General features: G+C 59.7%; 27 protein-coding genes. 5 read left to right on the top strand and 22 right to left on the bottom strand.

Annotation, left to right across the window (positions count from 1 at the left end):
• Window positions 1-36: 36 nt before the first annotated feature.
• On the bottom strand, window positions 37-777 hold the full coding sequence (locus I6L47_RS07180) for a phosphatase (RefSeq protein WP_201998000.1): 741 nt from the start codon (window positions 775-777) through the stop codon (window positions 37-39).
• A 469-nt stretch (window positions 778-1,246) separates the two neighbouring features.
• On the opposite strand from I6L47_RS07180, the gene I6L47_RS07185 reads away from it, so the two are divergent.
• The 5 genes from I6L47_RS07185 to ruvC all read left to right on the top strand — a co-directional run bounded on the left by I6L47_RS07185 (window position 1,247) and on the right by ruvC (window position 9,220).
• Entirely contained in the window at window positions 1,247-1,900 is a 654-nt protein-coding gene (locus I6L47_RS07185) for a TetR/AcrR family transcriptional regulator (RefSeq protein ID WP_005334507.1), read from the top strand.
• A gap of 48 nt (window positions 1,901-1,948) precedes the next feature.
• The gene (locus tag I6L47_RS07190) at window positions 1,949-4,288 is read left to right on the top strand and encodes an acyl-CoA dehydrogenase (RefSeq protein ID WP_005353557.1); all 2,340 of its coding nucleotides are present in this window, start codon (window positions 1,949-1,951) and stop codon (window positions 4,286-4,288) included.
• A gap of 167 nt (window positions 4,289-4,455) precedes the next feature.
• The gene (locus I6L47_RS07195) at window positions 4,456-7,518 is read left to right on the top strand and encodes an efflux RND transporter permease subunit (protein ID WP_216948989.1); all 3,063 of its coding nucleotides are present in this window, start codon (window positions 4,456-4,458) and stop codon (window positions 7,516-7,518) included.
• A gap of 15 nt (window positions 7,519-7,533) precedes the next feature.
• Entirely contained in the window at window positions 7,534-8,583 is a 1,050-nt protein-coding gene (locus I6L47_RS07200; RefSeq protein WP_216948990.1) for an efflux RND transporter periplasmic adaptor subunit, read from the top strand.
• 115 nt (window positions 8,584-8,698) lie between these two features.
• Window positions 8,699-9,220, top strand: coding sequence for a crossover junction endodeoxyribonuclease RuvC (gene ruvC, locus I6L47_RS07205; RefSeq protein ID WP_005334512.1), 522 nt, complete (start codon window positions 8,699-8,701; stop codon window positions 9,218-9,220).
• Window positions 9,221-9,368: 148 nt separating this feature from the next.
• On the opposite strand, the gene ascL is transcribed toward ruvC, so the two are convergent.
• The 21 genes from ascL to acrG all read right to left on the bottom strand — a co-directional run bounded on the left by ascL (window position 9,369) and on the right by acrG (window position 23,884).
• Window positions 9,369-10,034, bottom strand: a complete 666-nt coding sequence (gene ascL / locus I6L47_RS07210; protein WP_201907364.1) for a SctL family type III secretion system stator protein AscL — start codon at window positions 10,032-10,034, stop codon at window positions 9,369-9,371.
• Window positions 10,013-10,639 carry a SctK family type III secretion system sorting platform protein gene (locus I6L47_RS07215; protein ID WP_216948991.1) on the bottom strand — a complete coding sequence of 209 codons (627 nt, stop codon included), beginning with the start codon at window positions 10,637-10,639 and terminating at the stop codon, window positions 10,013-10,015. Before I6L47_RS07215 ends, ascL begins: the two co-directional genes overlap by 22 nt.
• Window positions 10,636-11,376 (bottom strand): SctJ family type III secretion inner membrane ring lipoprotein AscJ, encoded by a 741-nt coding sequence (gene ascJ, locus I6L47_RS07220; protein WP_179831119.1) that lies wholly within the window; start codon window positions 11,374-11,376, stop codon window positions 10,636-10,638. Before ascJ ends, I6L47_RS07215 begins: the two co-directional genes overlap by 4 nt.
• 6 nt (window positions 11,377-11,382) lie before the next feature.
• On the bottom strand, window positions 11,383-11,721 hold the full coding sequence (ascI, locus tag I6L47_RS07225; RefSeq protein WP_005320806.1) for a SctI family type III secretion system inner rod subunit AscI: 339 nt from the start codon (window positions 11,719-11,721) through the stop codon (window positions 11,383-11,385).
• Window positions 11,721-12,275 (bottom strand): YopR family T3SS polymerization control protein, encoded by a 555-nt coding sequence (locus I6L47_RS07230; RefSeq protein WP_216948992.1) that lies wholly within the window; start codon window positions 12,273-12,275, stop codon window positions 11,721-11,723. Before I6L47_RS07230 ends, ascI begins: the two co-directional genes overlap by 1 nt.
• Window positions 12,272-12,625: a YscG family type III secretion system chaperone gene (locus tag I6L47_RS07235; protein WP_216948993.1), complete on the bottom strand. Its 354-nt coding sequence runs from the start codon at window positions 12,623-12,625 to the stop codon at window positions 12,272-12,274. Before I6L47_RS07235 ends, I6L47_RS07230 begins: the two co-directional genes overlap by 4 nt.
• Window positions 12,625-12,885, bottom strand: coding sequence for a type III secretion system needle filament subunit SctF (gene sctF / locus I6L47_RS07240; protein ID WP_216948994.1), 261 nt, complete (start codon window positions 12,883-12,885; stop codon window positions 12,625-12,627). The genes I6L47_RS07235 and sctF overlap by 1 nt, the downstream gene beginning before the upstream one ends.
• Entirely contained in the window at window positions 12,878-13,090 is a 213-nt protein-coding gene (locus I6L47_RS07245; protein WP_216948995.1) for an EscE/YscE/SsaE family type III secretion system needle protein co-chaperone, read from the bottom strand. Before I6L47_RS07245 ends, sctF begins: the two co-directional genes overlap by 8 nt.
• The gene (ascD, locus tag I6L47_RS07250) at window positions 13,053-14,357 is read right to left on the bottom strand and encodes a SctD family type III secretion system inner membrane ring subunit AscD (RefSeq protein ID WP_216948996.1); all 1,305 of its coding nucleotides are present in this window, start codon (window positions 14,355-14,357) and stop codon (window positions 13,053-13,055) included. Before ascD ends, I6L47_RS07245 begins: the two co-directional genes overlap by 38 nt.
• Window positions 14,354-16,207, bottom strand: a complete 1,854-nt coding sequence (gene ascC / locus I6L47_RS07255) for a SctC family type III secretion system outer membrane ring subunit AscC (protein ID WP_216948997.1) — start codon at window positions 16,205-16,207, stop codon at window positions 14,354-14,356. The genes ascD and ascC overlap by 4 nt, the downstream gene beginning before the upstream one ends.
• A complete protein-coding gene (ascB, locus tag I6L47_RS07260; protein WP_017411838.1) occupies window positions 16,180-16,605 on the bottom strand; it encodes a YscB family type III secretion system chaperone AscB in 426 nt (141 codons plus the stop codon). Before ascB ends, ascC begins: the two co-directional genes overlap by 28 nt.
• 15 nt (window positions 16,606-16,620) lie before the next feature.
• Window positions 16,621-17,436: a type III secretion system negative regulator ExsD gene (gene exsD, locus I6L47_RS07265; protein WP_005334544.1), complete on the bottom strand. Its 816-nt coding sequence runs from the start codon at window positions 17,434-17,436 to the stop codon at window positions 16,621-16,623.
• A gap of 119 nt (window positions 17,437-17,555) precedes the next feature.
• Window positions 17,556-18,371 (bottom strand): AraC family transcriptional regulator, encoded by an 816-nt coding sequence (locus I6L47_RS07270; RefSeq protein WP_019446814.1) that lies wholly within the window; start codon window positions 18,369-18,371, stop codon window positions 17,556-17,558.
• Between the two features lie 344 nt (window positions 18,372-18,715).
• Window positions 18,716-19,117, bottom strand: a complete 402-nt coding sequence (locus I6L47_RS07275; protein WP_069528265.1) for a YscW family type III secretion system pilotin — start codon at window positions 19,115-19,117, stop codon at window positions 18,716-18,718.
• Window positions 19,114-19,347: a T3SS regulon translocated regulator ExsE family protein gene (locus tag I6L47_RS07280; RefSeq protein WP_139477296.1), complete on the bottom strand. Its 234-nt coding sequence runs from the start codon at window positions 19,345-19,347 to the stop codon at window positions 19,114-19,116. The genes I6L47_RS07275 and I6L47_RS07280 overlap by 4 nt, the downstream gene beginning before the upstream one ends.
• 2 nt (window positions 19,348-19,349) lie before the next feature.
• Entirely contained in the window at window positions 19,350-19,793 is a 444-nt protein-coding gene (locus I6L47_RS07285; protein WP_216948998.1) for a type III secretion system chaperone, read from the bottom strand.
• 136 nt (window positions 19,794-19,929) lie between these two features.
• Entirely contained in the window at window positions 19,930-20,826 is an 897-nt protein-coding gene (gene aopD, locus I6L47_RS07290; RefSeq protein ID WP_216948999.1) for a type III secretion system translocon subunit AopD, read from the bottom strand.
• A gap of 12 nt (window positions 20,827-20,838) precedes the next feature.
• Entirely contained in the window at window positions 20,839-22,011 is a 1,173-nt protein-coding gene (aopB, locus tag I6L47_RS07295) for a type III secretion system translocon subunit AopB (RefSeq protein ID WP_216949000.1), read from the bottom strand.
• Entirely contained in the window at window positions 21,992-22,495 is a 504-nt protein-coding gene (gene acrH, locus I6L47_RS07300) for a SycD/LcrH family type III secretion system chaperone AcrH (RefSeq protein ID WP_017411833.1), read from the bottom strand. Before acrH ends, aopB begins: the two co-directional genes overlap by 20 nt.
• Before the next feature lie 9 nt (window positions 22,496-22,504).
• On the bottom strand, window positions 22,505-23,590 hold the full coding sequence (locus tag I6L47_RS07305) for a virulence-associated V antigen (protein ID WP_216949001.1): 1,086 nt from the start codon (window positions 23,588-23,590) through the stop codon (window positions 22,505-22,507).
• A 9-nt stretch (window positions 23,591-23,599) separates the two neighbouring features.
• Entirely contained in the window at window positions 23,600-23,884 is a 285-nt protein-coding gene (gene acrG / locus I6L47_RS07310) for an LcrG family type III secretion system chaperone AcrG (RefSeq protein ID WP_005334559.1), read from the bottom strand.
• Between the last annotated feature and the right edge of the window lie 22 nt (window positions 23,885-23,906).

Raw genomic sequence — 23,906 nt, forward strand, 5'->3', positions numbered from 1 at the left:
GATTTTATGAGTTGGCTCATGGTGTTAGAGCACGATTTATAGATCGACAAACTCGGGGATATGGGCCCGGCCGCGGCTTTCGAGGAAATCGAGCAGAGCACGGGGGGAGCGCACCAGGATCCGCTCTTGCGGGAAGCCCGCTTCGGTCACCAGACGGTGGCAGTGGTCAAAATCGCCAAGAGTAAATGCCACGTGGGAATCGGAGCCGAAGGTGAGATAGGCCCCCAGATCTCGCGCAGCTTCGACTATGGCACGGCAGTTGCCTTCGCTCCCCGGGCGGGAATGAATGAAGGAGGAGTTGTTGACCTCCAGCGCCACCCGATAGTCGGCCGCCGCCTTGACCACCGCCTGAATGTCGATGGGAAATGCGGGGTTGCCCGGGTGGCTGATCATGTCGACCCGACCACTCTTGATGGCGTTGATCATCGCCTGGGTGTGGGTTGCCTGATCGCAGGGAGGGAATACCTGCTCATGAAAACCCGCCATGATCATGTCGAGGCGCGACTCATAGCGCTCGGGAAAATCGATCTCCCCCTCCAGGTTTTTGATGTTTGCCTCGATACCCCGCAGGATCCCTACCCCATCCACCACTCTTGGCAATATCGGCAAGTTGGCAAAGTGCCAGACATGAGGGGCATCGGCCATCTCGGGCCCGTGATCCGTGGTAGCGAACAGCTTGATCCCCTTGGCCCTGGCTATCGGCAGATAGTCGTGGATGGTGCTGTAGGCATGGGTGCTGGCAATGGTGTGAGTGTGGGTATCGACCGGGTACTTCATCTTCTCTCCCCTCATATTTTGAAAGGGCAGCATAGCAAAGAGCGGTAGCTTGGGCCACGCCAGTGCTTGCCACACTTTGTCACAAAATACCGCGAAGCTGACATAGTCTGAGGGGCTCTGGCTGGCATACTGCCCCCGTCGATACATGCCTGAACTCGCATCGACAGTTTGCCGTCAGGATGACGCGAACTCACTTTCCCCACCGTCGCGCCCTGCGGCGGTTTTTTTTGCCTGCAAACCGCAAACCGGTAACAAACGCGCAAAAAAAAGGCCCAACTAGCATGGAGCAGGTTGGGCGAGACTTAATGTTTAATTGCAGTGGCATAGATATAGAGTCCTGCTTTTTGACTAAGTTCCGCCCACTTTGCTTTTTTCAGCGAAAAACATTCCGCTAACACTCATTCACATTCTCTTGACACTTCACGTTATGAAACGTACTTTTTAAACATTCGTTTAAGTGAGGTGTCCAGTGAGTAAAATCGATACCAAAAACCGTATTCTCGACGCCGCTGAAGTGCTGTTTGCCGAGCGGGGATTCGCCGATACCTCTTTGCGTCTGATCACCAGCGAGGCCGACGTTAATCTGGCGTCGGTGAACTATCACTTCGGCTCCAAGAAGGAGCTGATCCAGGCGGTGCTCGACCGCTATCTGAGCCTGTTTATGCCCGATCTTGATGCTCGCCTGCGGGTACTGATGGAGCAGGAGCAGCTGACCCTGCTGCAACTGTTTGAAAGTTTTGTCGAGCCACTGATGAAACTCTCGGCGGTGCGAGCCAACGGCCCGGCCATCTTTATGCAGCTGCTGGGGCGCGGCTATATCGACAGCCAGGGCCACCTGCGCCGCTTTATCACCGCCCACTATGGCCCCATTTTGCAGCGGATCACCCAGGCCATCTCCAAGGCCAATCCGGCCCTGTCGCCCGCGGATCTCTTCTGGCGCCTGCACTTCACCCTGGGCACCGTCGTATTCACCATGGCCTCCGCCGATGCCCTGCGCGACATCGCCCTGGCCGACTTTGGCCAGCAGCTCGATGTGGAAGGGCTGGTGCGCAACGTTATTCCTTATCTGGCGTCCGGAGTCGGGGCGCCCGTGGAGTCGACCAGGCTCTCCCTGGCCGTGTAACAACCAACAATAAATCAACGGAAACAGTGAAATAGAAGGAACTTCGGTATGATCACATTGCTTGTCCTGCTGGTGCTGGCGATAGCCGTTGTGCTCGGCGTACCCTCCATCCGTAAAAAGGTGGTAACCCGTCCGGTGTTCGGCATCTTCAAAAAGATACTGCCGCCATTGTCAGCTACCGAGCGGGAGGCCATGGAAGCCGGCTCCGTCTGGTGGGATGGCGAGTTGTTTCGCGGCAACCCCGACTGGAAAAAACTGCACGGCTACGGCAAGGCCGAGCTGACCGCAGAGGAGCAGGCCTTTATCGACAATCAGGTCGAAACCCTGCTCGCCATGGTTGATGACTTCAAGATCGTCAACGAAACCAAAGACCTGCCGGAGCCGGTGTGGGACTATCTGAAGAAGGAAGGCTTCTTCTCCCTGATCATCCCGAAATCCTATGGCGGCCGCGAGTTCTCGGCGATTGCCAACTCCACCATCGTCACCCGCATTGCCACCAAGAGTCTGAGCGTGGCGGTCACCGTCATGGTGCCGAACTCTCTCGGCCCTGGTGAGCTGCTGATGCACTACGGCACCCAGGCCCAGAAAGATTTCTGGCTGCCGGGGCTGGCCAATGGCAAAGAGGTGCCCTGCTTCGCCCTGACCGGGCCGGAGGCGGGCTCCGATGCGGGCGCCATTCCTGACAAGGGGATCGTCTGCAAAGGGATGCACAAGGGTGAAGAGGTGCTGGGTATTCGCCTCAACTGGAACAAGCGCTACATCACCCTGGCGCCGCGCGCCACCGTGCTGGGACTGGCGTTCAAACTCTATGACCCGGAAAAACTGCTGGGTGACAAGGAAGAGCTCGGCATCACCTGCGCCCTCATCCCCACCAGCCACCCGGGCGTGCGTGTCGGCGATCGCCACTACCCCATGGGTCTGGCGTTCCTGAACGGCCCGACCTTCGGCAAGGATGTGTTCATCCCGCTCGACTGGATCATCGGCGGCCCGGATTACGCTGGCCGCGGCTGGCGCATGCTGGTGGAGTGCCTCTCCGCCGGTCGCGGCATCTCGCTGCCTGCCCTGGGCACCGCTTGCGGTCATATGGCGAGCCGTACCGTGGGCGCCTACTCCTATGTACGCAAGCAGTTCGGCATGTCCATCGGCAAGTTTGAAGGGGTGCAAGAGGCGCTGGCTCGCATCGGCGGCCTCACCTATCAGCTGGAAGGGGCCCGTCGTATGACCGCAGGTTCCCTGGACTTGGGTCAGGCACCGGCCATCGTCACCGCGATTTCCAAGTACCACATGACCGAAATGGCGCGTCAGATCATGGATGACTCCATGGACATCCACGCCGGTCGCGCCATCCAGCTGGGCCCGAAAAACTACACCGGCTACGCCTACATGGGTATTCCGGTCGCCATCACGGTGGAAGGGGCCAACATCCTGACCCGCAACCTGATGATCTTCGGGCAAGGGGCTACCCGCTGCCACCCGTACGTCTTTGCCGAGCTGGAAGCGGCAGCCGATACCGACGTGGAACGCGGCCTCGAGAAGTTTGACGCCCTGCTGATGAAGCACATCGCCTTCGGCGCCGGCAACTTCTTCGGTTCCCTGTTCCAGGGGCTGACTCTGGGTCAGTTCAACAGTGCCCCAGTGGCCGGTGAAACCGCTCGCTACTACAAGCAGCTGTCACGCATGAGTAAAGGGCTGGCGCTGTGCGCCGACGTCTCCATGCTGATGCTGGGTGGCGATCTCAAGCGCAAGGAGATGATCTCCGCCCGTCTGGGTGACGTACTGAGCCACCTCTATCTGGCCTCCGCTACCCTCAAGCATTACGAGGATCAGGGCCGCATGGTCTCCGATCTGCCGTTCGTGCAGTACGCGGTGGAGCGCAACCTCTACCTGATTGGCAAGGCGTTCGAGGGCTTCTTCCAGAACTTCCCGAACAAGGTGGTGGGTGCCGTACTCAAGCGCGTGGTGTTCCCGTTCGGCGTCGGTTACAAGATGCCGGCCGACGATCGCTGCCACGCCATCTGTCTGGCCATGATGAAGCCGGGCGAGTTCCGCGACCGTCTGACCGCCCTCTGCTATGTAGGCAAGGACGAGGCGGATCCGGTCGGCCTGATGGAGCGCGCCTTCCAGGCCATGGTCGCCGTGCAGCCCTACGAGAAGAAGCTGGTGCAGGCCCAGAAAGAGGGCAAACTGCCCCGCAAACTGGCGCTGCCGGAGCTGGTTGCCGCCGCACTGGCCGGTTCCATCCTGAGCAAGGACGAAGCGGACAAACTGCTGGCCGCCGATGCCCTGCGCTACGAAGCGATTCAGGTAGACAACTTCGCCCCGGGCGAGCTGGAAGGCTTCTCCCAGCAAGCAAACAAGCAGCCCAACAAGGTCGAGCACGCCGCCTGATCCCCTGGCAAACCTGTACCAAACCGGCCCTCGTGGCCGGTTTTTTTGTTTGTTAACCATGCATTTACAATCTGGGCGAATTCCAGTTAAATGCTTGAGTCCCTGTTGCAGGGACTTTGGAAGCAAGGCCAGCGGAATGGCCGATAACAACAACTCAGGAAGAGTGAATGAACCTCGCCAAAACGGCGATCGAACGCCCCATCTGGGTGGCGGTCTCGATCGTGCTGATTTTCCTGCTGGGCCTGCTCAGCATCCGGGGACTGCCGATCCAGCTGTTCCCCGACATCGACCGTCCACACCTCAACATTTCGGTGAGCTGGCGTTCAGCCTCGCCCCAAGAGATGGAGTCGGAGATCACCGACCCCATCGAGCAGGAGATGCAGGGGGTTCAGGGGCTCAAGAGCCTTGTCAGCAACAGCTATCCCGGCTTTACCGAAATCGACATGGAGTTTGCCCTCGGCACCGACATGCAACGGGCCCAGCTCGATGTGATTTCGCGGCTGAACCGGGTCTCGGGATTGCCGGACAAGATTGGCGGCCCCTACGTCAACAACTACAGCAGCAACGACACCCTCACCTTCTTCTTCATCCAGCAGCTGCCCGGCGCCAAGGGGGTGATCGATGATCATCAGGCGTTGATCGAGGCGCGGGTCAAACCCGAGCTGGAGCGCATTGAAGGGGTCTCGACAGTCGCAGTCGAGGGGATCAACGAGCGCCAGATCCAGATCCGCTTCGACCCCTATCGCGCCGCCGAGCTGGGAGTGGAGATCCCGGTGCTGGCCAGCCGCGCCACCACCGGCTGGGACGTGTCGGCCGGTACCCTCGACATCGGTCGCTGGGAGTACAAGCTGCGCTTCGCCGGTCGTTACGACGTCGAGACGCTGGGGAACAAGGTGGTGGACTGGCGCAATGGCCTGCCAATCTATCTGCGGGATGTGGCGGAGGTAAGGGTGGCCAGGGAAGAGAACCCGGTGCTGCGGATCCAGAACGGCAATACCGCCATCGCCGCCCAGATCTTCAAGGAGAGCGGTGCCAATGCCCTGGCCTCCCTTGAGGCGATCAAGGCCCGGGTGAACGAGCTCAACCGCGAGGTGCTGGAGCCGGTCGGGCTGCACATGGAGCAGTCATTCGATGCCTCCCTCTACATCAATCGCGCCGTCAGCATGGTCACTGCCAACCTGGGGCTCGGGGTGCTGCTCTCTTGTGCCATCCTCTGGCTCTTCCTGCGCCAGCTCAAGGCGACCCTGATGATTGCCCTCGCCATCCCCATCAGCATCATGCTCACCTTCTGCTTGCTCAAAGTGATGGATCGCACCCTCAACATCATCTCGCTGGCGGGCATCGCCTTTGCCGTCGGCATGGTGCTCGACGCCGCCATCGTGGTGCTGGAGAGCATCTACCGGCGCCACGAGCGGGGGGATTTGAGCAAGGCGGAGGCGGCGCTCGAAGGAACCCGTCAGGTGTGGACGGCGCTGGTCGCCTCCACCCTCACCACGGTCGCCATCTTCCTGCCGGTGCTGCTGCTCAACGATGTGGAGGGTCAGCTGTTTGCCGATCTGGCGCTCACCATCGCCTGCGCCGTAACGGTCTCCATGCTGGTCGCCGTCATCGTGCTGCCCGCTGTGGCGGCGCGCTGGATGGGGCGTGAAACGCTGACCGATCCCTATGAGTCGCTGTGGCAGCGCACTACCCGTCACGTGATCCGCTGGACCTCGACCTCACGCCAGCGCTGGGCGGTCATTACCCTGATGATGAGTCTGCCAGCACTGGCCACCTGGGCGCTGCTGCCCAAGATGGACTATCTGCCGGACGTGAAACGGGATGCGGTGGATGTCTGGATGAACTTCACCCCAGGGGTCAACCTCAAGGCCCAGCGCGAAGAGGTGATCGATACCCTGATCGCCCGCCTCGCCCCCTACATGAAGGGGGAGAAAGAGCCTGCCCTCAAGAACTACTACATCTTGCGCTACCCGGGGGGCGCCCAGATTGGCGTGCGCCCCAAAGACGAAAACCGCATCAAGGAGCTGGAGAGCCTGTTGATGAAGCAGCTGCTGGTGGGTATTCCCGACACCCGGGTGTTCGGCGGTCAGGGGTCGCTGTTTGGCGGCTTTGACAGCGAGAACGGCGTCTCCCTGCTGCTGCAGGGAGGCAACCTGCCCGAGCTCTATCAGGCGGCCCGAGCCAGCATGGGGATCCTCAGCAAGGACCTGCCGGGAGCACAGATCCGGCCCGAGCCGAGTCTCGACTTCACCGCCCCCGAGCTCAAACTGGTGCCGCAAGATCGGCGCCTCGCCGAAGTGGGTTGGGATCGCACGCCCCTGCCCACCATCATCCAGACCTTTGGCGACGGCTTGCGGGTTGGCGAGTATTTTGACGGCGAAGATCGGCTCGACATCATGCTGATGGGGCAGAGCTCCGCCAATCCGGACGAACTGAAGGCTGTGCCGCTGGCCACCCCTTCCGGACGCATCGTTCCCCTTGGCGAGCTGCTCCGGGTAGAGCACGACATGGGCCCGGCCAGTATCTTCCGGGCCGATGGGCGGCGCAGCATCAGCCTGCAGATAGCGCCCCCGGCAGGCATGACCATGGAGCAGGTGATCGACACCCTGAAAAACCGCAGTTTTGCCGCCATCCGCCCCCTGCTGCCCGCTGGTGGCGAGCTGCGCATTGCCGGCAATGCCGACAGCCTGCAACAGGCGCTCGACAATCTGGGGACCATCTTCCTGTTTGCCGTGGTGATCCTGCTGGTGCTGCTGTGGGGAGTGTTTGCCTCCATCAAGGATGCCCTGCTGGTGTTGCTCACCCTGCCCCTAGCCTCGGTTGGCGGCGTGCTGGCGCTGCAACTGAGCGGGCTGCTGGTGCCGCTGCCGATGGATCTGCTCACCATCATCGGCTTTGTCATCCTGCTGGGACTGGTGGTCAACAACGCCATCCTGCTGGTGCATCAGACCCGCACCGCCGAGCGGGACGGCATGAGCCGCCAGCTGGCGGTGGCCGATGCCCTGCAAAGCCGGATGCGTCCCATCGCCATGACCAGTCTCACCAGCATCTTCGGCATGCTGCCGCTGATGCTGAGCCCAAGCGAGGGGAGCGAAATTTACCGCGGGCTCGCCACCGTCATTGTCGGCGGCATGAGCTGCAGCACCCTGTTCACCCTGATCCTGTTGCCTGCCTTCCTGCGTCTCGGGGAGCAGGTGGCGATCCCACACCCCCTGCGCCAGCGGGCCTGAGCAAGGAGCTCATCGATGACACATATGATTACCCGAATGTTGGCTGGCGCTGTGCTGATTGCAGGCAGCGCGCTACCGGTATTGGCCGATCAGGGCAAGATGGTGACCCTGGCGGATGTGACCCAAGGGGATGCGGCCGCCAATATCTGGGTCAGCGGCACGGTGGCGAGCCGTCAGCAGGCGGCGCTCAGTGCCGAAGTGAGCGGCCGGGTGGAATGGATCGCCGAATTTGGCAGCCGGGTCAAAAAAGGGGACGATCTGCTGCGCCTCGACAGTGCGGCGCTGCGCCTCTCGCTGGAGCAAGCTCGCGCCGAGCAGGCGAAATGGCAGAGCAACCTGCGCTTCGCTCGCGCCGAATCCCAGCGGATCACCCGGCTACACCAGCAAAAGAGCGCCTCCCAAAGCCAGTACGACAAGGCCAGTTATGATGTGGAGCAGGCCGCGCTGGCCGAGCGGCTGGCCGCCATACAGGTGAACCAGATTGAAGAACAGCTGCGCCGCAGCCACATCTATGCCCCGTTCGACGGGGTGGTGAACAACCACTTCATCCAGCCCGGCGAGCATGTGGACGCGGGCGAGCAGGCGCTGGAGCTGGTCAACCCGGATCAGCCGGATATTCGCCTGCAAGCCCCCATTCTCTGGGCCCAGCAGCTTGCGCCGCAAACCCGGCTGCGGGTGGAGGGGGAGCAGCTGAGTGGTCACGGCGTCTATTACCAGCGAGCCGCCAGCGCCGATCCAAAGTCGCGCCTCATCGAGCTGCGCCTCAAACCGGAAGCGGGCACCTTTATCATCGGCTCGCCGGTACGGGTTGCCCTGCCACTGGGGGAGCAACAGAGCATGCTGCTACCCCGTGACGCTCTGGTGCTCGGCACCGATGGCAGCGTGGTCTATCAGGTGGCGCGAAGCGGCAAGTCGCTCAAGGTTAATCGGGTGCCGGTCACCGTGCTGTTTGGCGACAGCCAACAGGTGGCGGTGAGCGGCGCCCTCAAGCAGGGGGACCGGGTGGTGGTGCGTGGCGCGGGCAGCCTGCAGGATGGCGACACCATAGCGCTGTTCAAGGGCTAACCACGCCCGACGCAGGCTGGCCAATCTTTGCCCGCTTGACCCGGGACATACAGCCAAACGGGCCACAGTTTGCTATCTTGGCGGCCATCACTCGCGTTTAGAGCAATCAACACCCATGAGCATTATTTTGGGCATCGATCCGGGTTCGCGGATCACCGGATACGGGGTTATCCGGGTCGTGGGCGGCAAGGCCGAATACTTGGGCTCTGGCTGCATCCGCACCGATTGCGGCGAACTGCCGGAGCGCCTCAAGCAGGTCTATGACGGGGTATGCGAGATCATCACCCAGTTCAAACCCACCGAGTTTGCCATCGAGCGGGTCTTTATGGCCCGCAACGCCGACTCGGCCCTGAAACTGGGGCAGGCCCGGGGCAGCGCCATCGTCGCCGCGGTCAACGCCTATCTGCCGGTGAGCGAATACTCCGCCACCCAGATCAAGCAGGCGGTAGTCGGCACTGGCGGTGCCGCCAAGGAGCAGGTGCAGCATATGGTGACCCATCTGCTGAAACTCTCCGCCACCCCGCAGGCGGACGCAGCAGATGCCCTTGGCGTGGCGCTCTGCCACCTGCACACCCGCCAGAGCCTGATCAAGATGGCCGGCCGCGCCAGCAGTTCGGTACGTGGCCGCTATCGCTGAGCCCTTATGTCGTCCACGACTCATCTCGGTATCGCTAAATAAAAAACCGCCCCGGATCTCCGGGGCGGTTTTGTTTTACGCAGGTAACAACCGGCGGGACTTGTCAGATGAATGTTCTCTCACGTAGCCGGCCATATATTTAGCCGCCTTATTCAACCGCGGCATTCGCCCCGGCGAGTCGGGCCTGCTGTTCACCACGCTTTTCCAGCGCCGAGCTCATGGCGAAGGAGAGCGCCTCCAGCTGGCCATCGAGGCTGGCGTCGATGATCCCCACCTCGGTCTCGAGAATGCAGCCCCCCTGATCGAGGCGTGCATCGGCGGAGATCTCGAGATAGCCAATTTCGGGGAAATCCTTGTGCACCCGGGCGATCTGGTCACGCACCGCCGGCACCTGCTCGGGATGAACCCGTATCGTCACCTGCTTCTGGTTACTCACCAGCGAGAGAGCCTCTCGTACCACCTTGAGGGTGAGCGCCACCTGATCGTAATCGTGCAGGATCTTGCGCACCGCCTGCAGCACCACCTCGCTCATCTGCTGCTCCACAGTGCGATAGTACCCCTGGCACTGCAACTGGGTCTGGTGGATCAGCACCGCCTGTTCGCGCCGGGCTTCGTCAATCCCGGCTTGCCAGCCAAGGCTCTTCTGCTCTTCATAGACGGCGCGGGCCTCGGCCACAATATCGGCCGCCTGGGCCCGGGCGGCCTCTACCAGCTCCTGTGCACTCAGGTAGGAGAGGTAATCCTGGCTACGCAAAATACGCTGGCTTGGCGCCAGTTGCAGATGGTTACTCTTTATTTCAACAAATGGCAGCATTGGGGGGTTACCTGTTTGGCAATCTTGAGACAAAGCGCCCGGGCCAGTGGCAGCTGGTCAGCCGCCAAAGGCCATGATGGCCCGGGTGGCGCTGGGGGAAGTCGCAGGGTGAGACGGCGAGCCCAGTCGGGGTAGCCTTCCCCGGCCGCCGCCAGCCAGAACTGCAAGCCCGCCTCTTCCAGCTCCCCCTCATCGAGCTGAGCGGGCAGAGGCTGCTGCCAGCCAGCGGGCCAGGGTCCAATCAACAAGTCGAGCTGGGAGAGTACGGCTCTGTGCCCCTCGTCCCCCAGCAAGGCGATGATCTGGCGCAGCGTTGGTGCCAGCAAGCAGTGGCGGATCGCCTCTCCGTGCAGCACGGCCCCCAAACGGCGCAACAACAGCACCAACTCACTTTGGGGAAAGAGCGCCAATCCCCCCAGTGGCGCGGGCATCTCGTAGCCAATCCCCAGCGCCAGCGCCTCGAGCAGAGCGCCGTTACTGGCTGGCAGCGTTCGCCACTCGGGCAGGAGTTTGGGCACCCGCGCCCAGGATGAGGGCAGGTGCGCCTCATGGAGGTAGCTGGCCGGGCAAAAGCGCAGCTGATAGGGGGTCAAACCGACCGTCATCCGCGACTCCGGCTCCGGTGCCACATGTATTGCGCCAGGTTGCTGGTCACCACCAGCGCCAGCAACAGGGCAATCAGGCCACCCAGCCGCCATTTTGAGCCTTCGCTCACTTCAATGGAGAAGAGCGAGGTATTGCGCGGCATCAACGGGCTCTGGCGCACATCCGCCGAGGGCACCAACACCACGCTGATCCGGTCGTAGGCGAGCCCCTCGATACTGTTGTTGACCAACTGCTTGATCTGCGGGATGTAAGTATCGAGCTGGATATCCGCCGCATGCTTGATAAAGACCGAGGCCGAGGCGGGAGAGGGTTTCTTGCTGATCCCTTCATTGCCTTCCGGCAGCACCACATGGACGCGAGCCACCAGCACGCCGTCTATTTCCGACAGGGTATTGGAGATCTCCTGCGCCTTGGCATAGGTGAGGCGAGCCCGTTCCTCGGTGGGCGAGGAGATGAGGCCATCCTTGGGAAACACATCCTGCAGAGTGGAGAAGCTCTCTTTTGGATAGCCCTTGCGTTTGAGGGTCTCGATGGCCTGCGCCACGTCGGACTCTTCCACCAGCAGCTTGATGCGACCATCCTTGTCCGGCTGCTTGTCCGAGGCGATCCCCTCGGTCTGCAGCAACGCCAGCATCTCGTTGCCCTCTTTCTGAGTGACCCCGGTATAGAGCTCCACTTTGCAGCCACTGAGCAGCAGCGAGGCGCCAAGCACCCCCATCAGCATCGATCTCTTCACACTACCTCACTGGGTCTTCAACAGGGTTTCTACGTTCTGGCTCATCTTGCCCACTGTCTTGGCAATCAGCTCCTCCTGCATGGTGATCCGCATCAGCGACCACTGCATCTGCATCAGGCTGTTGGGATCATCCCCCGGGGTGGCCAGCTCGGCTTGCAGGCTCTGTTTGGCCTCGACAAACTGCTGTTTCAACTCCCCCAGCTCACCCAGCAGGGAGCTCCCCATCCCCTGGGATGTGCTCCCCATCGCCTGTTCAAAACTGGCGACATGGGGCGAGGAGAGATCCACCGCTTTCAACTCATCCAGGCTGGTTACCACCGCCTGGGCAGACTGTGCAATTTCCATCACGCCTCCAGATCAAGTTTGTGCGAATTGCGCATCAGATTGTCCACCATGCCGTTGAGCGGGATCAGGGTCATCAGCTCGCGCCGGGCCAGTGCATCAAGAAACACATGTTCCGCGGGCACAGCGCCCTGCCCGTCCCTGAGCTCGCTCAACAAGTTCAGCAACACCTTCTCCCGCCGCGATGCCAAGGGATCAAACTCCCGCATGGTGGCTCGCAACTCCGGCAGATCGATGGCATCCACCACAGGCGACTGACGCTCGCCAAAACGCGCGATCAGCTTGTCGATGACCGGGGCAAACAATTGCTTGCCAATCTCCGGCGCCGGTTTGTCGCCCTGTTGGTAGATCTGCCAGAGCAGTTCACGCTTGGCGGCAGGCTCTACACTGGCCAGCAACCCCTCAAGGGGAGCCCCCTGTTGCCAGCGTTCGAACAGATCCGGCTCGGGAGTCTTGGCCAGCAGTCGCTCGAACTGGCGTTGAGCCATGGATTCGGGCGGGGGGGGCTGACGCAGCGGCTGCTCTCCCCCCGGCTGATCGCTGCCTTCAATCTTCATGAAGTCATCTGCTCGCGCAGGCCGGCGGCAAACTGTTGCAAGGCTGGTTGGCCGCTCTGCTCCAGTCGCAGCAACCGTGCAGCCAGTGCATCCTGCTGACCGAGCCGCCACTCGCACAGAGCCAGCCAGGGCTCGATATCCGGAGTGCAGTGCTCGCCACAAAGCTGCAAAGCAGCCTGGTAATCCCCCCGGTTCATCAGGGAGGAGAGGCGAATGAGCGTTACACACTCGGTCATCTCCGGCGCACCAGCCAGCCAGTCGGCGATAGTGGCCGCCTCCTGATGGCAATGGTGGCCTGTACCAGCCAGCGCAAGCTCGGCCAGCTGTCGTTTGAGTTGAGGGTTCATCATCAAATCTTCTGCAAAATACCCTGCATCAGGTCTTTCATGGCCCGAGTCACGGTGGAGTTGATGTTGTAGATCACCGACCATTTGTTGATCTTGTGCTGCAGCTCGGCCAACAGCGCCGGGTTGTCAGGGTTTTTTTCCATCGCCGCAATGGCTGCATTGACATCGGTGTTGGCGGCATTGGCCTGCCCGGCAAGGTTAGTTGCCACCTGATCGAGGGTGTTGGTAGCGGTACTATCTCCATACTTAAAGATCTCAGCCATGGTTGTGCTCCTTTATCTTGCCAATGATCGTGAGCCCCGCCTCGATGGCGTCGGCCTGTTGTTGCCACTCCCGATACTGTTGCGGGGTTCCCCCGCGCAGCAGTTGCCGTTTCACTTCACCCTGCGCCTGAATAAGCTGCTCATGCAGCTCACGAGCAAAGGCGGGATCAGCGCCGGACAGTCGCGCTTCCAAACTGGTCATCATGCCGCTCGGCTCCTTTTAATTTGACGATGTATTGCTGCTTGCCCTTGCTCACCACCACCGCATCGGGGCGAATGGCCAGCACCCGCACCCCGCTGGAGGTTGCGCCCCCAACCGGATAGCGCTGGTTGTCTGCCAGTACCACATAAGGCACTCGGCCAAACGAGACGCTGCGCACGTCGAACTCCAGCTCATCCTGACGCGGCGTTCTGGTCTGATTGATCAGCTCCAGCGTCGGGTGTGTACCGAACTCCCGGCGAAACTGCTGGTTGACCTGCTGAAACTGGCTGAGCTGACGCTCATCCAGCTGGCCGGAGAGTTCGAGTCGCCCACCCGCCTCGCGCACCCGCAATGTCCCAGCCAGCCCCTGCTCCTGTAGCAAGGCATCGAGACGCTTGCGATAGGCCCCGGCAATCTGTACCTGATTCTCAACCCCCAGCAGGCCGGGTACCTCCTGCTTGAGCAGAGATTCAATAGTGCTCCACTTGCCATCCTGCCCCTGAATTTCACCGCTGAGCTTGAGCCAGCCGGGCTCCTTGCCATTGCGGATCTGCAGCTGTTCATAACCCAGCTTCTGCAAGATAAAGCCGGCCCCCTGCCGCAGATCTTCCATGGTGCGCAGCTCCAGCCGGTAGTTGAAACCCTTGCTGTCGAGGTACTGCTGCAAGGCAAGACGCTCGCTGTTCTCATCGACATAACCCGAGAGTTGCCACAGCTCGGGATCACTACTGTTCAGCACCACCTGACGGTAGTTTGGTGCAGCCAGAAAGCGCTTCAATGCCTGCTCACTGCGGGCGGATTCGTTCTCGTCGGCGCCATGCCACCAGCCCGTGCCGAGCAGCAAGACCACGGCGACCACCAGACTCAGGCAGAGGGCCCCCATCCAGACATCGGCGCCCGCTGCCCGCCGCCGCGGCGCACGAGAAGGAGCAACCACCGCCGCCAGTGCCTCCAGCTGTTCGGGTAGCGAACGACTGTTGTCACAGAAGCTCCAGAGCAGCGGGCCTGCCTCCAGGCGCGTTCCCGCCCTGAGCGTCTCTCCCGCTGTCAGGGCGACACCGTCCTGAGTCGGGGTAATACCGTCCGCACAGGCTTGCAGAGTGATCCCTTCCCCATTCACCAGCAGTACCAGATGCTCGGGGGCCATTCCCTCATCCACCAGCACCAGATCAGCCCTGAGGGGATCTGAACCGATGACCAGACGCCCCTCCGGCAGAGGAACTTCTACCCCGCGGTTGAGCCCGCGATATACGCGGCACTTCCAGCTCATCGGGTCGCGCCCTCATTGCCCGCCTGCACGCACCAGCTGGCGGCCGGTGTACATTTTTGATCCTTATTCATTTCGACCAGACGCCACCCCAGCTCATTGCCCATCCGGCACTGAGTGAGGGACGAGCTCTTGCCCCCCTGACGCAGCAGTTGCTGCACGTCACGGGCTGCAGCCAGCGGCTGGCATTGCGCGCCCCCCAGCACCTTGCCAAGAGAGAGACTCTGATTGGAGATCTCATCAGCCCCGAGCACCCCGGCTCGCAGATCCTGACCATTGCCGATGGCCAGATAGTGGGCAATACCGTCATCAATCAGACGAGGCTCGATGATAAAGAGCCGCACCGAGCGACGGGTCTGGGTGTCCTTGCTACGGAACAGCGCCCCCAGATAAGGGATGTCACCAAGGAAGGGCACCTTGCTCAGGTTCTCGCTCATCTCGTCGCGGTAGATACCGCCTATCAGCAGACTCTGGCCGTGGCCGACCCGGGCGATGGTATCGACCACGGTGCGACTGATGGTGGGAATGCCATCGGCCCCCGCACTGTTGGGTTTCTGGTTGCCATCCTCGATGTGGAGGCTCAGGCTGATCTCGGGTCTGTCACCCATCTGGATCACCCGGGGCGTCATTCGCAGCATGGTGCCATAGGTGATCCCCTGCAGCTCGGCCACCCGCTCGCCGCTGATCTTCACGTAATAGGTTTCGCTGTGGTCGATCACCGCCTGGGTGTTCTCCTGGGTCAGCAAGGTCGGGCGGGAGACCACCTGGGCATTGCCTTCGTTTTCCAGCAAATTGACCCGGGCCAGCAGATAGTCGAGCCCTTTGGAGTCCACCAGACTGCCGAGCGCGGCCCCCCCTTCGATCCCTTTGCGATCGCCGGTGGTCTTGATAATCACCTGCTGGTTGGAACCGGTGCGGATCCCCACTCGCCAATCCACCCCCAACTGGGAGAGATCCTCGGCATTGATATCGATGATGGAGAGCGCCACCTCGATACGGGCCGCCGGTTTGTCGAGCGCGGCGATCAACTTGCCGTACATCGCCATCCGCTCCGGAGCATCGCGCACGATCACCGCATTGAGGGAAGGATCGGCCTGCACGATGGCCTGACCGGAGGTGGCTGCGGCGCCTTTATTGCCCTCGCCGTTGACCATCTGCACGCCAGCATCGCTCAGCAGTTTGGCCAGAATGGTCGCCACACCGGGCGCCGCCACATCGGTATCGCGGTACTGGATGGAGCGATCGGTCGCCGAGGCATACTTGAGGGGGAAGATCTCGATGGCCAGCGGCCCGGTCTTCTCGCTGCGCAGCTGGGACTGTTGCTCCAATGCCAGCGCGGTCTGCTCGATCAGTTCAAGGTAACGGGGCGGGCCGGAGACATAGACCAACCGGTTATCCGCATCGGGGCGCCAGCCAAAGCGGGGCTCCCAGATCCCGGCTCGTTGCAGCGCCTGTTTGAGTTCTGCTGCGCCAGTCTGCTCAAGATTGATGAGACGGGACTGCACTTCGCTGTTCTTGAAGACGTAGAGCACATTACCGTCGTAGTACCAGACCAGGTTGTAGAGGGAGGAGAGCTGCTGCAAAAAGGCGAGCGGCTCGTCATGCTCAAACTGACCGTTGACCTGATCGTTGACCTTGTCGCTGACCACCACGGAGACCTCGTAGTTGGCACCGAAGTTGACCAGCACGTCGCGCAGACTCTCCCCTTCCGCCACATAGCTGTAAGGCATGGGCACCCAGTCCAGCTCCTGTGCCATGGCGGGACGCTGCCACGCCATCACGGAGAGGCAGATCCACAACAGGGGACGCAGCAGGGGTTGCACACTCAAGGGTGCCATATCATCTGTCTCCACTGGGGGGCCAAGGCGGCCTCGGTCAATTGGGGTTCCAAGCGCTCCAGCAGGGCGATGTGCTGGCTCAGGCGCTCCGCCAGCAGCGCCTCATCGAGCCACTCCAGCGCGAGCCGCGCCTCCAGCTGCAAATTGCCAAGATCGTCCAGCACCAGGGCATGGGGGGCATGACGGCCCCAGGCCACCACCTGTTGCAACAGACGCTTTAGCAGCGCCGGATCATGGGCCTCAGCGTCATTCCTCTGGCTGCTTGCAAGCGGGGTACTCAGCAGCAATTCACCGTTTCTGGGGGTCAGAAAGAGGGGATAACCATCGATCCGCAGATGGTACTTTCCCTGTGCGTCGGCAATAAAAGGCCCTTGGCCAAGGTTTGCGGCCAATCGATTCAGTAGCGTTTGCATAGTTCCTCGGGCTATCTAGGGCGCAGGAGGCTGCCAGTAGAAGTGATCCTGACCCAGGGCAATGCCCCGGCCGGCCAGCCACTCATGCAGGGTTAGGGCTGCCTCATCCTGATGGGGCAGAGCCTGCAGGGCATGCCAGAATGTGCCGAGCTCGAGCGGTACCGGCATCAGGTGAACCGGGTCCCCCTCCTTGCTCGTTTGCGCATACCAAGCAGGCCAGGCCAGCTGGAGACGTGTCTCACAATCAGTCTGCAGCCGGGTTAGCTCCTGCTCGCGCTGGTTCAACTGCTCAAGCTGATCGGCGATCCGGCTCTCCAGATCCGCCGGTACATCGACCACGGTCTGCCAGAACACAGCCTGGGCATTGAGCTGGCGGCGCATCACCTGCAACTGCTCCAGTTCGTTAAGCCAGGCGCCGTAAAGTGGTTCAAGACGCTGAACCCACCAGCGGTGCAAGGGATAGAGCACCCAGTGCCACAGCAAGGGACGATCCGCCAGATTGATGCGGTCCCCCAGCTGCTGCATCCAGTCACAACGCTCACTGCCTGCCAGCCGCAAGATCTGTTGCAGCTCCTCACGCGAGACGGCCAGCGCGGCATCGAGACGGCGCTGAAACCAGATGGAGCCCAATAGGCTCTCCAGTCGGGTTCTTGGCAACAGTCGTTGCAACAGGGCCATCTGCTGCGAAGTGATCACGCCGGCATCCTGATAACGGAGCACAGACAGCTGGCCGACCAGACGATCCCGACTCAGGGTATCTGGCTGGACAACGGTAACCCGACGACCTGCAAACAGGCCCTGGTTAGGTGAATGGTGATCTTGCTGACTCATGCTATGCCTTGCTCATCTTGCTGCGGGCAATAATGGAATGATGTTTCGATATGCTGGCTATTCTATCCATTGCCTCGCTCCGCGGCTTATAAAAAACGTCAGATTATTTTAGTCCGGCGTTAATCTGTGCCGTGTCGGGCACGGCTTGGCGTACAGCCAAAACGACGACGATAACTCTGGGTAAAATAGGATTGGCTGGAGAAACCGGCCTCCATCGCAATATCGACGATGCTCATTTCACTATTGAGTAATAACTGATGAGCGAAAAGGATCCGCCTTTCACTGATCCAGGCGCGTGGAGAAACACCATATATCGAGCCAAACAGCTCCTTGAAAGTGGTCAATCCCATGCCGAACTCTTTGGCGAATTCGCTGAGCTTCCACTCCATCAGATAATGCTTTTCCATAAACTGTTGCAACCGCTCGACCTGGCGATTGCTCAGCTGGCGCAAAATTGACATCAGTTGAGGCCCCTGTTCGCCAAACGCGAGCAGAAACAGCAACTCTTCGGTGCGTAATTGGGCCAGTGCGGGGGGATGTTCATGTTCGGTCAACCCGCGCAGCCCCTGAATACATTGGGTCAGCAAGGGGGATGAGTGAAACGGCAACAGCGTGGGGGCCATCCCCTCCAGCCGGGGGACTTCACTCAGCAGTGAACCAAAACGTTGCAAGAAGCCTTGCAAAAAGGAGTTTGACAGAGGTAGCCAAAGCAGGCGGCAGGGGCCGTCACCGGTACAGACCGCGTAGTTGCCACGGCGCACGAACAGAAGTTCGTTGGGGGATAATTCATAGGTATCGGTACAGTCCTGCCACTTCATCGATCCTTCCAGGAGAATATAAATTCCCTCTTGCGGATGTTCGATAACGTTAAAAGCAGACATGCACCACTGGAGCAGGGCCATATCGCCCTTCTCTGTGGTAGTAATGCCCTTCATGTTTTATTTTCCTGAATCTGCGTGTAGTACCAGTAACACCTCCGGAAGCGGGTCGCTCTCGGGTGCTTTATTATTGCTGTTATTTTTATTTATTATTTTGTAATCAAGTCATTCGCTGGTGAATTCAAAAATTAATCACCATTGAAATGAGGGGGGATCCTACAACAGTCACAAGCAGAAAAACCAGCCTAAAATTAGAGCTAACACACTATTTATCCAGTGCAACGACTCATACTTAATGGTGTGCTTACAGCAAAAGATACTTCGTTACAAAAAGAAACCTTCAATCTTAACTGACAAATTAATAAATGATTGATTTAAGGCTTTTTATTTAAACACAATCATTACTGACATTGTGGATAACAAGCTTTTGGCTGCAATTGAATAACCATTTTTTTGTCATTAAAAATCTTAAAAACTTTCTGCTGACTCATTGCCTGTACCGCGGAGCCATCTATAAATCGCAAGCGGGCCCGCAGATAGATCTCCCCTTCCGCCAGTTGCAGAGGGGTCAAACGCAGATCAAACAGCAATGGCAGCATGGTCACCTCATAACGGGTGGCTGCCACTTGCAACGGACGCCCCCCGATCACACTGAGCACAGCCACCTCCACTGTCGCCGGACGTGGCAAGGCTTGCGGGAAATGCACCTCGCCCTTGAGTTGTTGTTGCGATGGCTTCAGCTCCGGGGTGGTGACACAACCGGCCAGCATGGCCGACAACATCAGTGCCAGCAGACCTCTCATAACACCCGGATCCGCCGTTCACTCAGCGGTGTGTGCTCACCCTGTTGCAGTCGCTGCAGCGTCAGCTCCTGGACCTGATTGAGGGTAATGGAGCGTCGCAGCAGTGCCGACAGGGGAACCTGGCTCGCATTGGCTGACCGGGCACTCACGGTTCTGCCTGCAAATGCCCCCACCTTGCCCGCCTCTGCCCCATGCAGGGCCAGCGCGCCTTGTGATTCCTGAATCTTCATGGTTATACCCGCACTCCCATCACCTGATCACTGCTGCCTACTTCCCGAGTACCGGGTTGCAGCAACTCCTGCCAGAACTCGGCATGCTCCAGCATGCTGGCGAGACTCTCTTCAAAGTGCGCCAGGGTCAACCGGCTTGCCGCCATCTGGCGATAGAGTTGCACCGTCAGACTCTCTTCATCGAAGCCGAAGTGAAGATTGAACTGATACCAGTGACGATTGAAGCTGGCCAATTGACGGAAAATCCCCTCGCCCACCTGATGCAGCTCGGCCACGTCAGCCTGCAACACCAGCTGATCCCGCTCCGGCACCAGGATCAGGCTGAGTTGCAACTGCTCGTCAAAGCAGAGCGCCGCAACCCCCTCCTGATTCAGAGCCAGAGATGGCAAACCATATTTGGTGGCAAATTCAGCGAGCAGTCGATTGATGATGACAGTTACATCCATGATTTCCTCCAGCAGAGAGGAAGAGATGTTAGCCTGCCACCGCCATGCGGGCTGTCACTCAAGGGCGGCACTTTTAAGAAAAATGGCCGGAAAAAACAAAAAGGCGCCCCAGTGGGCGCCTTGGTTACCATGGCGTTTATGCAACGCCGAATGCCGCTTTCCAGGCCTGATTCTGGCTCTGGGAATACTGCTGCATCAGTTGCAGCAGATCTTTCATAAAGTTGGCATTGAAGGACATATTGTCCTCGGCCTTCTGCTTCTCGGTCTGACTGATAGTCGCCTCGACCTCGTCTTCTTTCGCATTGGCCTGGCTATCACCCTGCGCCACCTGCACCGCAGAGTTGCTCATTTGCCCCACAGACTGGGTTACAGTGTTGAACACCTGACCCCGTTCGGAAGTGCGAGCAAATTTCTTGTCCAACAATCGGCTCGCATTACTGTCTGCAACTTGATCCTGTTTCCAGACTTTGCCCACATCAGCGCGGTCAACCTGTTGGCCCTGCTTGCTCAAGCTATCAACCTTGGCGTCAATCAAGGCCTCGCGACCGGCAATCTTGCCATCAAGGGATTGTTGCTGCTTGATAGTCTTGGCGCCCTTGCCCAGGCTGATCCCGCCCATAATGGCAGAGAACCCCGCCATCACGCCGGAGACCACCGCCATGGCGATCATCAGCTTGGCGCCGTGGCGCATCTCGTCAACCTGTGCCTGCTGGTTGCTGATGACCAGCTTGTTCTCGATATCCCGAACCTGTAACCCCTCCTCACGGGCCTGACGGGCCAGTTTGAACAGCAAGGACATCATATCCATCGCACTGTCCAGCTGCGCAACCATCTGGGTCACCCCTTTGGTATCGAAGGGGATGGAGGGACGTGGCAGAGTAGGAACGCTCTTGTTCTCTGCCCCTTGCGAACGGGTCGAAGCGGCGGCCTCATGGGCAGTGGTCGCACTGCGAACCTGCTGCGGCTCACCGGCCAGCACCTCGGTCAGCGGGGCGGTACGGGTCACACTATTTGCATAATCACTGTTAATCATGGTCGGTACTCCTTAGATAGCGGCAGGTCTGCGGGCCAGGTTGTTCATCATGTCGCCCTTGGCATTGATCATCTGGAAGATCATCTCCATGGTCTGCTGGAACGCCTCGATCATCTGGGCTATCGCCTCCTTGAGCTTGTCGATGACCCCTTGCAACTCGGTCATCTCGATCTTGCTCAAGGCAAGATCAGCCTGAGCATCGAGCGACTCGGACTCTTTCGCCGACTGGACCGTTTTGGCCACGCCACTGCTCACATCAATGAGGATATCGGCACCCTGGGTGGCCATCTTGGCCACTTTCGCCACCTGACTGGTCACTTTCACCGCTTCAGCGGTTGCTTTGGCACCAAATTTGGCGGCCACTTCACCCGCCTTGGCAACGATTTTGGCGGTAACATCCGCAACCTTGCCACCAATCTTGGCGCCCAGTTTGGCAATCGCACCGCCAATGGTCGCGCCGAAACTGACCGCGGCCGAAATCACTGCCAACGCAATCTCTATCCCCATCAGGGCTGGCCCCAGCTTCTCCATCACCTCCTTGGAGATAAGGCCATCAGCGGCAGCCTGCTGCACAGCCATGTTGACCACGCCAACGACGCCAGCTGCGATCATCAGGGCACCGGCGGCAGCACCAATCCCGGTTGCCACCATGATGGCACCGATCACCAGCGAGGCGATGGCACTGATCCAGCCAAAAATTTTGCCAAAGATACCGGCCTTCTTGGCCTCCTGAGCACTCTCTTCTGCCTCTTTGATCTTCGCCTGGTTCTCGCCGATCTTCTTCTCGTTCAGCGTGCGAGCTTGTCGGATATCATCAAGCTTCAGCTTGGTCTGGGTCTTCTCCAGATCGCTGGTGAGCTTGCCCAGCTCAATCTCGAACGCTTCGGGCGAGGTAAAGGCTGCTGTCACCAACCCGGTGGTGTGCGGCAGAATCAAGCGGGTGTTCTCTTTCACCGAAGCCACCAACTTGCCGATTTCACCAAGTTGCTGCGCACTGACCTGGCTATTGCTTACCGCCAGTGGTGCGTTTAGCGAGACCCCTGACTTGCGGGCCTGACCGGCGACTTGCACCGTGGCGGCATCGAGCCGTGTTTCACTGCGAGGTTGGGTTACGGGCACCAGGCCCGCAACATCACCTGTGTTTCCCAGCGGGGAAACCTGTCTTTCATTGCTGATCGGGTTCATCTTGCAGATCCCTTCTGATTGCGATGGCTTCCAACATAACCTTGGCGCTTGCCGCCAGGTCTGCCTGCTGGGGATCTGTGTCCGCCAGCAGTCGGGCCGAGTGGAAGCCACTCTCGGCCCCGTTCAAATCACCTTGTTGCAGCCGGCACTCGGCAGCATGAAACGGGAAACGGGGATCTTTCAGGTCGAGCATGGCGCCAAAGCTGTAGCTTTGAACCGCCGTTTCAAACTCCCCCATCGCCTGACGGCAGGCACCCAGCCCGAGGAAATAACGCGGCTCGTAGTGATCCAGCATGCAGAGGGCCTGGAAGATCTTGTGAGCATCCTCCCACTTGCCGGCCTGATACTGGCCAAAGGCCAGGGCATAGAGCTGCTCCAGGGTGTCGCCCGAGATATCCTGCAGCATGGCCAGGGTGCCACCGTCAGCCATAAAGGCTTCCAGCTCTGCTTCATATTCCGGGGTCAGGGTGGTGTCGGTCTGCATGATCTCTCCTCAAATTGCGCCAAGAATGTCGCGCATGATGCTGTCGTATTTCTGGATAAAGCGGTTGAGTGCCTCGATGGCAGCGTTGTAGCGCGAGCTGACGTCGTTGAGGCGGGTGGTCTTTTCACTGACCTGATCGTTGAGCGGGCGAGAACGGTCGCTCACACTGGTGGAGAAGTTACCAAGCTTGTTGTTGTCCTTGTCATAGCTGTAGCTGGCTTCGATATTTTTCATCGCACCGCTCTTCTTCTGCTCACTTTCGAGGAACGCTTTAACTGTGATGACCTGCGTGGCTACGATCTTCTCAAAATTGGCTTTTTTACGCTCATAATCGGCCTTGGCCTCCCCCAGCGTTTTGGGGTCGAGGCTGGCAGACGTTACTTTTTCCAGCTCATTTTTAGCGTTGGTGAAATCTTGCTGTGCTTTTTGCACCGACCCATCGGTAAACATTTTTGACAACAGTTTGAACTCTGACCCATCCATAAATTCGGCCAGAGACTGATAGCCATAGAGCTTGTAATCCAGCAGATTGAAATTGGTGTTGAAGGTCTGGCTGGATGCCGCAGAGAGCACCTTGTTGATCTCGGACTGGATCACCCCGTAGATCTTCAGCTCACCGGTCATCTCTGCAAGCTCGTCCCGCAGCCCTTTACGCTGGTTGTCCTGAAACGCCATCACCCCGGTAAAGGTCGTGATGAGATCGTCATCGATGCGATTCATGGTCAGCGCACTGAGGGAGAGCAGCATAAATTCAGGGACGGTCCAGTGGGTGACTGGCGGGGTTTGTTTTGCTCCCCGCTCGATCATTCCCTTGATGGCGGCAATGGCCGCATCTTGCCCCCCCCGGAACTGGCCCTGCGCCCAGACTCCGTTGATCGAGGCGGGATCCGTCAGATAGGCAGCCAGCAACTTCTCCAGCTGCTCCTTGCTCAGCGCAGTCGATGAGTCAGCACTGATGGTGATTTTGCCCTTGAGCAGATCGACCAGTTCGGTCAACTTGGGGTTTTTATGGCCCGGCAATGCGTCCAGCGCTTGCCCATCAAGCCAGCCGACGAACGCACCAGGGTTGGTGTTGTAGTCAGGGATAGTGCTCATCACGACTCCTTAAATCATCAGTCCGCGCATCATGGTGGGACGGCGACTCTTGCGGCCCTCTCCCGGCTGTGCCGGCAGTAACGCCTGTCTGCGCTGGATCTCTGCCAGCAACTCCTGCTCGGCCACGGCCACTTGCTCGGTCGGTGCATCGAACAGCAGCTGACAGGTCTGATCCGAGAGGGCTAGGCCAGCCAGCATCTCTTGCAACAGGGCATTGCGGTGATCGCTGTCGGCAATGGCCTGCTCTGCTTGCGAAATGGTCTCGCTATGGTCGGCAAAACGCGGTTGTTTCATCTTGGCTCCTATTCTATGAGGC

Source organism: Aeromonas sp. FDAARGOS 1417 (assembly GCF_019046985.1).
GTDB classification, from domain to species: Bacteria; Pseudomonadota; Gammaproteobacteria; order Enterobacterales; family Aeromonadaceae; genus Aeromonas; species Aeromonas veronii.

Excerpts from the sequence above, each read along its gene's own strand:
- I6L47_RS07180 (WP_201998000.1), bottom strand. The coding sequence starts at position 777 with ATGAAGTACCCGGTCGATACCCACACTCACACCATTGCCAGCACCCAT.
- I6L47_RS07190 (WP_005353557.1), top strand. The coding sequence starts at position 1,949 with ATGATCACATTGCTTGTCCTGCTGGTGCTGGCGATAGCCGTTGTGCTC.
- I6L47_RS07195 (WP_216948989.1), top strand. The coding sequence starts at position 4,456 with ATGAACCTCGCCAAAACGGCGATCGAACGCCCCATCTGGGTGGCGGTC.
- I6L47_RS07200 (WP_216948990.1), top strand. The coding sequence starts at position 7,534 with ATGACACATATGATTACCCGAATGTTGGCTGGCGCTGTGCTGATTGCA.
- ruvC (WP_005334512.1), top strand. The coding sequence starts at position 8,699 with ATGAGCATTATTTTGGGCATCGATCCGGGTTCGCGGATCACCGGATAC.
- ascL (WP_201907364.1), bottom strand. The coding sequence starts at position 10,034 with ATGCTGCCATTTGTTGAAATAAAGAGTAACCATCTGCAACTGGCGCCA.
- I6L47_RS07215 (WP_216948991.1), bottom strand. The coding sequence starts at position 10,639 with ATGACGGTCGGTTTGACCCCCTATCAGCTGCGCTTTTGCCCGGCCAGC.
- ascI (WP_005320806.1), bottom strand. The coding sequence starts at position 11,721 with ATGGAAATTGCACAGTCTGCCCAGGCGGTGGTAACCAGCCTGGATGAG.
- I6L47_RS07230 (WP_216948992.1), bottom strand. The coding sequence starts at position 12,275 with ATGAAGATTGAAGGCAGCGATCAGCCGGGGGGAGAGCAGCCGCTGCGT.
- I6L47_RS07235 (WP_216948993.1), bottom strand. The coding sequence starts at position 12,625 with ATGATGAACCCTCAACTCAAACGACAGCTGGCCGAGCTTGCGCTGGCT.
- sctF (WP_216948994.1), bottom strand. The coding sequence starts at position 12,885 with ATGGCTGAGATCTTTAAGTATGGAGATAGTACCGCTACCAACACCCTC.
- I6L47_RS07245 (WP_216948995.1), bottom strand. The coding sequence starts at position 13,090 with ATGATGACCAGTTTGGAAGCGCGACTGTCCGGCGCTGATCCCGCCTTT.
- ascD (WP_216948996.1), bottom strand. The coding sequence starts at position 14,357 with ATGAGCTGGAAGTGCCGCGTATATCGCGGGCTCAACCGCGGGGTAGAA.
- ascB (WP_017411838.1), bottom strand. The coding sequence starts at position 16,605 with ATGCAAACGCTACTGAATCGATTGGCCGCAAACCTTGGCCAAGGGCCT.
- exsD (WP_005334544.1), bottom strand. The coding sequence starts at position 17,436 with ATGAGTCAGCAAGATCACCATTCACCTAACCAGGGCCTGTTTGCAGGT.
- I6L47_RS07270 (WP_019446814.1), bottom strand. The coding sequence starts at position 18,371 with ATGAAGGGCATTACTACCACAGAGAAGGGCGATATGGCCCTGCTCCAG.
- I6L47_RS07275 (WP_069528265.1), bottom strand. The coding sequence starts at position 19,117 with ATGAGAGGTCTGCTGGCACTGATGTTGTCGGCCATGCTGGCCGGTTGT.
- I6L47_RS07280 (WP_139477296.1), bottom strand. The coding sequence starts at position 19,347 with ATGAAGATTCAGGAATCACAAGGCGCGCTGGCCCTGCATGGGGCAGAG.
- I6L47_RS07285 (WP_216948998.1), bottom strand. The coding sequence starts at position 19,793 with ATGGATGTAACTGTCATCATCAATCGACTGCTCGCTGAATTTGCCACC.
- aopD (WP_216948999.1), bottom strand. The coding sequence starts at position 20,826 with ATGATTAACAGTGATTATGCAAATAGTGTGACCCGTACCGCCCCGCTG.
- aopB (WP_216949000.1), bottom strand. The coding sequence starts at position 22,011 with ATGAACCCGATCAGCAATGAAAGACAGGTTTCCCCGCTGGGAAACACA.
- acrH (WP_017411833.1), bottom strand. The coding sequence starts at position 22,495 with ATGCAGACCGACACCACCCTGACCCCGGAATATGAAGCAGAGCTGGAA.
- I6L47_RS07305 (WP_216949001.1), bottom strand. The coding sequence starts at position 23,590 with ATGAGCACTATCCCTGACTACAACACCAACCCTGGTGCGTTCGTCGGC.
- acrG (WP_005334559.1), bottom strand. The coding sequence starts at position 23,884 with ATGAAACAACCGCGTTTTGCCGACCATAGCGAGACCATTTCGCAAGCA.